This window comes from Streptomyces sp. NPDC021080, assembly GCF_044333225.1.
Lineage (GTDB): Bacteria > Actinomycetota > Actinomycetes > Streptomycetales > Streptomycetaceae > Streptomyces.
This window is the reverse complement of record NZ_JBIRQM010000001.1, coordinates 220,888-225,676: the sequence shown is the minus strand read 5'-3', so window position 1 is coordinate 225,676 and position 4,789 is coordinate 220,888. Positions and strand designations below refer to the sequence as shown.

At 72.7% G+C, this 4,789-nt stretch carries 3 protein-coding genes; all 3 read right to left on the bottom strand.

Annotated elements, in window-relative coordinates; genetic code table 11:
• Positions 1-76: 76 nt before the first annotated feature.
• Entirely contained in the window at positions 77-583 is a 507-nt protein-coding gene (locus ACH4S8_RS00980) for a hypothetical protein (RefSeq protein WP_398389635.1), read from the bottom strand.
• Positions 567-2,222, bottom strand: coding sequence for a multicopper oxidase family protein (locus tag ACH4S8_RS00975; RefSeq protein WP_398389633.1), 1,656 nt, complete (start codon positions 2,220-2,222; stop codon positions 567-569). The genes ACH4S8_RS00980 and ACH4S8_RS00975 overlap by 17 nt, the downstream gene beginning before the upstream one ends.
• Before the next feature lie 315 nt (positions 2,223-2,537).
• Entirely contained in the window at positions 2,538-4,523 is a 1,986-nt protein-coding gene (locus ACH4S8_RS00970; protein ID WP_398389632.1) for a fibronectin type III domain-containing protein, read from the bottom strand.
• Between the last annotated feature and the right edge of the window lie 266 nt (positions 4,524-4,789).

Below are 4,789 nucleotides of genomic sequence, written 5' to 3'. Positions count from 1 at the left end.
CCGCCGCCCCCGGCGCGCCGCCGGCCCCGCCCGCGGTCCCGCCCCGGGCCCCCGCGCCCCCCCCGCCCCGGCCGTGTCACCCCGGCAGGCCGGTCAGCCCGAGCGTCCACACCACCGCCCCGATGACGAGGAGTGCGTTGACGGCCCAGGACCGCCCGCGGCCGGACAGGGCGCGCACCAGGCAGAACAGCGCGGCGAGCCGCAGGAACAGCGCCACCGTCACGAGCGGATCGGCCCGCAGCGGCTCCTCGCGCGGCCCCAGGGACATCGCACCGCTGCGTACGGCGACGGCCTGCAGACCGATCACCAGGCCCAGCACGAGGACCGCGGACAGGGCCGCGGCCGTGCGCGGCGAGGCCCACACCCGCCGGGCGAGGACGAGCTGGACGACGGCCGCCGCCAGGAACGGCAGTGACACGGCCAGGCCGCTCGCCAGGTTCTGCTGGAAGACCACCAGGTCCCCGGCGCTCGCGGCGGCACAGAGCAGCGACCCGAGGCGCCGGTCCGTGAGGTATCGGCCGGATCGCGGGCCCGGCACCTCCGCGGCCACCTCGGCGGGGCGCGCCTCAGTCGATGGAGTCATCGTCGTACCCCAGCGTCGGGGCGGTCCCGGACCCGGCGGGCGCCGCGTACACCGGGTGGTGCCCGTCGGTGGGCGGCCCGACCCGGAACTGGGCCATCATGTCGTGGTCCTCGTGCACCAGGTTGTGGCAGTGGATCATGTAACGCCCGTTGTTCGGGCCGAACTTGACCACCATGCGCACGGTCTCGTTCTCGCCGACGTACACGGTGTCCTTGCCGCCGAGTTCCCACGGCGACGGCGCCTTGCCGTTGCGGTCCAGGATCTTGAAGTCGACCAGGTGCACATGGACCGGGTGCCACCAGCCGCCGGACTTGTTCTCGAACTCCCAGATCTCGACGTCCCCGAGCCCCGGATCGGCCCAGACGTACTCGTAGTCGGAGGCGACCACGTCGGCCCACGTCTTGCCGTTGACGGTCCAGATGCCGTCCTTGCGGATGAACTCGAACTTGCGGGTCTTCTTCGCCATCGCGGCGGTCAGGTCCATCGCCGGCGCGTTCGGGTTCAGCCGGTCCGGAACGCTGTTGCCGGACAGGTCCGTGGGATCGCCCGCGACGTCGAAGGCCATCACGTCGCCGGTAGTGTCGAAGTCCTCCGAGTTCGGCACGCCGAGGTTCTTCAGCACCACCCGCTGGCCGACCTTGTACTTGGCGAAGTCGATGACCACCTCGTAGCGCTCGGCGATGCCGTGCCGGTAGCTGGTCACCGAGCGGGGCTCCGGCATCAGGCCCGCGTCCGTGCCGATGAAGACGAACGGATCGCCGGTGCTCAGCGCGAACTTGAAGCCCCGCGAGATCGAGCCGTTCAGGATGCGGAAGCGGTACTTGCGCCGCTCGACCTTCATCACGGGCCAGGGCCGCCCGTTGACCAGGATCACGTCCCCGAAGATCCCGGAGTGGCCGCCGTCGTCGTACAGCAGCTGTCCGTCGCGGTCGAACATGGCGTCCCGGACGATCAGCGGCACGTCGTAACGGCCGTGCGGGATCGGCAGCGACTGCTCCAGGTCGTCGTGCATCGTGTACATCGCGGCAAGGCCCATGTACGCGTTCTCGGCCGTGTGGTGGACGCCGTGGTCGTGGTACCAGAGGGTGCGCGCGTCCTGGGAGTTCGGGTAGTGGTAGTCCTTGTACTCGCCCGTGCGCGTCACATCGCTGGCGTAGCCGTCGTACTCCGGCAGCGATGCCGAACCGTGCAGGTGGACCGAGGTCCACGACTCGTACCCCAGGCGCGGATGCACCCGGGGCAGCGCGTTGATGTGCCGTACGACGGCCGGCCGGCCCCGGGTGGCCCGGATCGTCGGACCGCCGAACGACCCGTCGTACGACCAGGTCTCGGTCTTCATGCCGGGCAGGATCTCGGTCATGGCACTGCGCATGGTGACGCTGTAGTAGTCGGTGGTGCTCGACCGTTTGACCGGTACGGCCTCGGGCGGCACCGCGAACGGCACGGTGAACGGCTTCGGGAACTTGCTGACCGCGATCCGGTCCGAAGCCGTCTTGGCGCGTACGACGTGTTCGAGCGGCAGCGCCAGGGCCGCCGACGCGAGGACGCCGTACTTCATCAGGTCACGCCTGGACAGCGCGTTGTCGTGCATGTGCGGGTTCACCCCCATGGTGGGCCGCCGCGACGGCGGCTCGGGCACCCCGCTCTCCCCCATGGAGTCGCGGATGCCCTGGTCTTCTCGGGTTCTCGGTACTGCGGTGTGTGCCGGCTCCGGCCGTGCTCCTCGGCCGCGGGGCGGCTCGCGGTGTTCCTGAATGCACCGCGGAGGAGAGGTGACCGGACGGTCGGGAAAGGCGCGGGCGGCCGGTGGAGGGGGTCCACCGGCCGCCCGGCCGGACCGGGGCGGCCCTTGAAGGAGGGGCTTCCTTCGACCGCGCCGGTCCTGGCGGGCGCCCCGGCGGGGGGCGTTCGAGGCACGGCGAACGCTCCCCGCCGGGGCGCGGGTCGGCCGGTCCTAGCCGTTCGGCAGGGTCACCTTTTCCAGGATTCCGCCCTTGTCGGACGAGATGTGGACAGGGCTCGGGTTCGTGACCGTGCCCGGGCCGGTCCGCAGGCGCAGGCTCCAGGTGCCGTTGACCGCGCCCGCCGCGGGCGGCTGCACGATCACGTTGGAGGCGAAGACCTGGCCGTCCGGCCCGCCGATGCGCAGCGTCAGCGACGCCCCCGGAACGGACCCGGTGCCTTCGAGCCGCAGGTCCCCGGACTTCCACTTGGCGAGCGTGATCGCGAGCTTGTCGACCGCGGGCGCCTTGGGGGTGACCTCGACCGGCGTGGACGAGGCGCCCTTGCCGACCGCGTTCACGGCGACGACCGTCACGGTGTACGCCGTGTCGTTCTTCAGCCCGGTCAGCAGCACGCTGGACGCGCCGGCTCCGGCCGTGGCCGTGACGGGCGCGCCGGAGGCGGGGGTCGCGGTGATCTCGTAGCCCGTGATCGGCGAGGTGCCCGGGTCCTCGGGCGCCGTCCACCGGACGGTGGCACTCGCGTTGGAGCCCTGCGCGGTCACCGGCCGCGGAGCGCCCGGCTCCTTCGCCGACCCGAACGTGTACTTCTCCAGCCGCGCCTGCGAGGCGTTGCCGGCCGCGTCGAAGGCCACGAACCGCACGGTCCTGGGCCCGTCGGAGGCCTTCAGCTCGAACGGCCCGGTGTACAGCTTCGCCGCGGGTCCGGTGGTGCCCGCCTCCAGCGGGTCGGAACCGTCGAGCGTGTAGTAGATCTCCGAGCCGGCCTCATTGGCGGTCAGCGTGACCTGGGTGTCGGCCGTGTAGAGCCCGCCGGCGGGCTTGGCCGTGACGGTCGGCGGCGTCGAGTCCGCCGCCGGGTCGCCGCCCGGCAGCGCGGGCGGCCAGGATTCACCCGCCTCGCCGAACGACCTGACCTCGACCCGCTTGCCCTCGACGGAGCCCGGCAGGGTCACCGAGGTCGCGTCGGGGTCGTTGACGCGGACGCCGGTCTCGCCCTGCACCCCGTTCTTGCTCAGCCGGTCGACGGCACGCACGGTGTATCCGAGGATCGGCGCCGTACCGGGGGTCGGCTTGGGCGGGGTCCAGCTCACCGAGGTCGAGCCACCCTCGTCGTGCACCACGACGCCGGTGGGCGAAACCGGCCCCTGCTGGACCGCCCCGGCCGGGCAGCCGCCCATCCCGGGACCGCCCACCTCACCGAACTCCGAGATCGTCACGCCCTGGGTGTTGCCGTCGGGGTCCTGGTCCTGCCAGCTCGTCACGGTGTAGAGACCATCGGCCGCGACGGCCGCCGTGTCCGCGCTCCCGAACTTGTAGGTGGCGGTGAAGATGCCGTCGGCCACCTCCATGCCGGAGGAGTAACCGCCCTTCGGCGCGTTCACCACGGCACCCGGGACAGCCCGCGCGTCCCGCCGTGCCACCTCGGTGTCCCGCAGGGCCGGCTGGATGATCCGCTCCTCCAGGAACGCCGGGTCGACCTCGGATCCGAGCCGCCCCTGGATCACCAGGGTGGTCGGCGTGGTCAGGGCTCCGCCGGTGACGCCGATGTCGAGGGCCGTGGCATCGGCGGCCACCGTTCCTCCGAACTTGACCGACACGACGTCACCGGCCCGGATGTCGGGAGTCACCTGGAGGCCGCCGCCGGCGCCCCAGCACAGACCGCCGGGGTGGTTCACCTCGATGGCCGGGTTGCCCGCCGCGATCGAGGCCGCCGACGCCATCGTGCCGGTGGCCGAACCGATGAGCCCGACGTGCGGGCGCTGCACCTCGATCGTCACCTGCTCCCCGGCGTGCTCGGAGAAGCCGTCGATCGAGACGAAGTCCCGGTCCGGGAAGATGGTGATGTTGTCCGGGAAGGCCGGAACGGCCGCGTGGGCGGTGACGGGCGCGACCGAGGCACTGATCACGATGCCGGAGATGGCGAGGCCGGCGGCGGTGACCTTCCGCTTCCCCACGCCCCGCGCGAACTTACTCATGACGACTCCCCTCCTTGGCCGTACCCGGACCGGGCTGCACCGGGCGGTCGGCAGCGATGAGCGGACTCCAGCCTGTCCAACTCCTCGCCGCCCCGGCAGCCTTGTCTTGGGCACCCCCCGCATCCCCAATCTGGAGGGGTCGGGGGGGGGCCCCGGGGGGGGGGGGGGGGGCCCCCCCCCCGGCGCCCCCCCCCCCCCCCGGGGGGCGCCCGCGCCCCCCCCGGGCCCCCGCCCGGCCGCGCCCCCCGCCCCCAAACCGCGGACCC